Origin of the sequence: Mesorhizobium sp. M7A.T.Ca.US.000.02.2.1, assembly GCF_003996995.1 — a bacterium.
Taxonomy (GTDB): domain Bacteria; phylum Pseudomonadota; class Alphaproteobacteria; order Rhizobiales; family Rhizobiaceae; genus Mesorhizobium.
This window is the reverse complement of sequence record NZ_RZTT01000534.1, coordinates 1-3,471: the sequence shown is the minus strand read 5'-3', so window position 1 is coordinate 3,471 and position 3,471 is coordinate 1. Positions and strand designations below refer to the sequence as shown.

Genomic DNA, 3,471 nt, shown 5'->3' with positions numbered 1-3,471 from the left:
GGTCAGCCAAGCGGGCGGGAGCGGGGCATGCGATCGCAAGGCCGCGGCCAACCCGCCGATCAGCGCAGTGATGCTGGCCGACTTGATTTGCCTGTGAAGCCTTGTCCGGATAGTAAGTCTTGAGACCTCTGTTCATCATACTGACCGAGATACGTTGTTTCTACCATTGGTTGATATATATCCGATGGAGGGCAACCCACGGATGTTCTTCACGATGCATCTTTCTGCAAATGCCGAGGAGAAGTTGGCTGCGCCGTCAGTGCTGGAATCTCAGCATGGCTCGGTTCGGCCGCTGGCTGCCGAAGATCTCGAGCGCGTCGCCGCACTCTTCCTGACGAAGTTTCGCCGGCGGCGGCGTCATCTCCTCGATCGCGCGATCGCGGAGACGGCCGCGTATATGAGAGAGATTTACCTCGACCCTGCCGGCCAGTCCGGGGAAAGCAACGCTCTTGTCCAGATCAACCGGCAGGGTCGTCTGGGTGGGTTCCTCGGCGTTCTGAAAGCCCGCTACGAGCTCAATGGAGCGGCATTGAATGCGGCGATCATCGGGCCGCTCATGGCCGACCCCGGCACCGATGACGGCTCGGCCGGACCCCAATTGCTGCGTGCCTTGCATCAAGGCGAATTCGATCTGCAGCTGACCGATTCGGCCAACCGGACATCCTTGGCCTTCGCGCGCCCGATGAAGTACCAACTCCTTCCTGTGCATTGTCTGGGATGGACATATGTTTTCCGGCCGGCGGCGATGGCCGCCTCCGCACTGCACCGTAAATGGCCTGGCCTGCCTCGCCTTGTACTCGATCCATGCGCAAGAGCATTCGATGCTCTCGCGAAGAAAAGGTTCGAGCCGCCGGTCCTCCATTCATCGTCGCATCGCACCCATCGTGAGCCGATCGATGCCGTTCAATTTGCCGAGAAGCTGCCGACCCTCCTGTCTGGTTACGCTCTTCGGCCGAGTTGGAAGGATGGGGAACTTGCACGGCTGCTTGCGCTGGCGGCCAAGAAGCGGGCCGACGGCCCCCTTCATTTCGGTGGGACCTACGACGAAACGGGCAAAATGCTCGGTTGTTATGCCTTCTATGGTCAAGCCGGCGGCGTGGCGAACCTGTTGCAGATCCAGGCATCCGGATTGCACTGGGGCGCGACGCTGGATGCGCTTGTCGCCGCCGCATGGGAGATGGGCTGCGTGGGCATCACCGGACAGACGCAGACCAAATTCATACCTCAACTCTTTGGCTACAAGAATGTCTTCTTCCGCTATGCCGGGGGAACAATGGTCCGCTCGCGGATCGCCGAGGTCACGGAAGCGGTCCGCTCCGGCGACATCTTTATCGGTGGATTGGTGGGCGACCGCTGGACCCGCCTCAGTTCCGATGATTTCGGCCGCTGATCGCCTTCAAGCGCTACAAACTTGGGTTAATGGGTTCCTTCTGAGCCTTCGCCGACGCGTTGGCTGACGGAGCATCAAACGAAAAACCCGCCTGTGCGGCGGGTCGCTGGCGCAAATCAGCACCATAGCCAAATATGTACCATAGCTGAGGGCACCGAGTAAAGAAAAAATTCCTATCATGAAAAGCTTCCGGCACAAAATGGGCACCGCCGGCCTGGGCGCCGTCGGAGCGTCCACCGCCGGTCTTTTCATTCCAGCCGCCATGTTCTATGTCTGCCGGCCAGCGCGGGGGCGCGTCTTGTCAACCACAAAAGCATCCGGTACGCCCCGTTCATGACAGTTACCGTTCGTTTCGCCCCGTCGCCGACCGGCCGCATTCACATCGGCAATGCGCGCACGGCTCTGTTCAACTGGCTGTTTGCCATGAACAACAAGGGCCGATTCATCCAGCGCTTCGACGACACCGACATTGCGCGCTCGAAGCAGGAGTTTTCCGACGCCATCCTCTACGACCTGCATTGGTTGGGCATTTTTCCCGACGCCACCGAGTACCAGTCGCGGCGCTTCGAAGTCTATGACGCGGCGGTCGAGAGGCTGAAGACGGCGGGCGTTCTCTATGCCTGCTATGAAACGCCGGAGGAACTAGATCTCAGGCGCAAGGTGCGCCGCACGCGCGGCCTGCCACCGGTCTATGGTCGCGAGGCGTTGACCCTGACGCACGAGCAGATCGCCGAATACCAGGCCGATGGCCGCAGGCCGCACTGGCGGTTTCTCCTCCCCAATTTCTCAGGCGATCCACAACAGCCGGAACGCACCGAAATGCACTGGAACGACCTGGTGCGGGGTGAGGAAACCGTCGATCTGGCCTCGCTTTCCGACCCGGTCCTTGTGCGCGAGGACGGCACCTATCTCTATACACTGCCTTCCGTCGTCGACGACATCGAGATGGGCGTCAGCCATGTCATCCGGGGCGACGACCACGTCACCAACACCGGCGTGCAGATCGCCTTGTTCCAAGCGCTGGCTGCCGAGCCGCCAGTGTTCGGCCACCATAATCTCCTGACCACCGCATCGGGCGAGGGCTTGTCGAAGCGCACCGGCGCACTCTCGATCGAAAGCCTGCGCGAGGACGGCATCGAGCCGATGGCCGTCGCATCATTGGCCGTCCTGGTAGGCACTTCGGAGAATGTCGCGGCGGTGCCGACGATGGGCGAACTCGCCGAACGCTTCGATCCGGCGGCGACATCGAAATCCGCCGCCAAGTTCGATCCGGACGAGCTGTTCGTGCTCAACCGGTCGCTGCTGCACCACATGCCGTTTGCCGAGGCACAAGACCGTCTGATCGTGCTCGGCGTCTCCGGCGAGCAGGCCGAACCGTTCTGGCTGGCGGTGCGCGGCAATCTCGACAGGCTGGCCGATGCGGTCAACTGGTGGCGTATCCTGCGCGACGGACCGCAGGAGAAGCCGGAATTTTCCGGTGACGACCGCGATTTCCTTCGACAGGCCTTCGATCTGCTGCCGGAGGAACCCTGGAGCGCGGCGATCTGGAAGGACTGGACGGGCAAGATCAGGGAAGCGACCGGCCGCAAGGGCAAGGCGTTGTTCATGCCGCTCAGAACAGCCCTTACCGGACTGCCTTCGGGGCCGGAGCTTGCAGATCTATTGCCGCTGATGGGTCGGGAAGGAACGTTGGCCCGACGACCCTGACCTTGCGCTGTTCCGGAGGCAGCGCGGACACAGGTGACGTCACCGGCTTGGCGGAAAGCCGCTTGATCGCCTCGCGGTCGAGCCCGCCTTCCAGATTGGCCAAAGTTTCCGGATCGGCACCTGGATCCGGTTTGGAGATCGGCACCGGAATGAACGGTGCGGAGTCCGTCTCGGGTTGCAACTGTTCCGGATTCGGCGGGTTGCCGGCGATGATCTGAAAACCCTGCGCGGCGGCGTTGCAGCCGCAAGCCGGCGGCCGCGACATATCGGGCTGCTTGTAGAGATAGGCGGTCGGCAATTCGCTGTAGGGCCGGCCGGTGACGGATGACGTCATCGAGGCCGAATCGTCGCCCATGCCGCGCGAATAGAAAACC

The 3,471-nt window shown here is 61.9% G+C and carries 2 protein-coding genes and 1 pseudogene; 2 read left to right on the top strand and 1 reads right to left on the bottom strand.

What is annotated here, in order from left to right; translation table 11 throughout:
• The first annotated feature begins 202 nt into the window (after positions 1-202).
• Together EOD15_RS31005 and gltX are read left to right on the top strand one after the other, a co-directional pair.
• Positions 203-1,390, top strand: a complete 1,188-nt coding sequence (locus EOD15_RS31005) for a hypothetical protein (RefSeq protein ID WP_245463814.1) — start codon at positions 203-205, stop codon at positions 1,388-1,390.
• Between the two features lie 333 nt (positions 1,391-1,723).
• Positions 1,724-3,097 carry a glutamate--tRNA ligase gene (gltX, locus tag EOD15_RS31000; protein WP_127322188.1) on the top strand — a complete coding sequence of 458 codons (1,374 nt, stop codon included), beginning with the start codon at positions 1,724-1,726 and terminating at the stop codon, positions 3,095-3,097.
• Here gltX and EOD15_RS30995 read toward each other — a convergent pair.
• Positions 3,015-3,471 (bottom strand): annotated as a pseudogene (locus EOD15_RS30995) (DUF2865 domain-containing protein); the annotation flags it as partial. The gene gltX and the pseudogene EOD15_RS30995 overlap by 83 nt on opposite strands.

Coding starts and splice junctions, on each gene's coding strand:
- EOD15_RS31005 (WP_245463814.1), top strand. CDS start 203: ATGTTCTTCACGATGCATCTTTCTGCAAATGCCGAGGAGAAGTTGGCT.
- gltX (WP_127322188.1), top strand. CDS start 1,724: ATGACAGTTACCGTTCGTTTCGCCCCGTCGCCGACCGGCCGCATTCAC.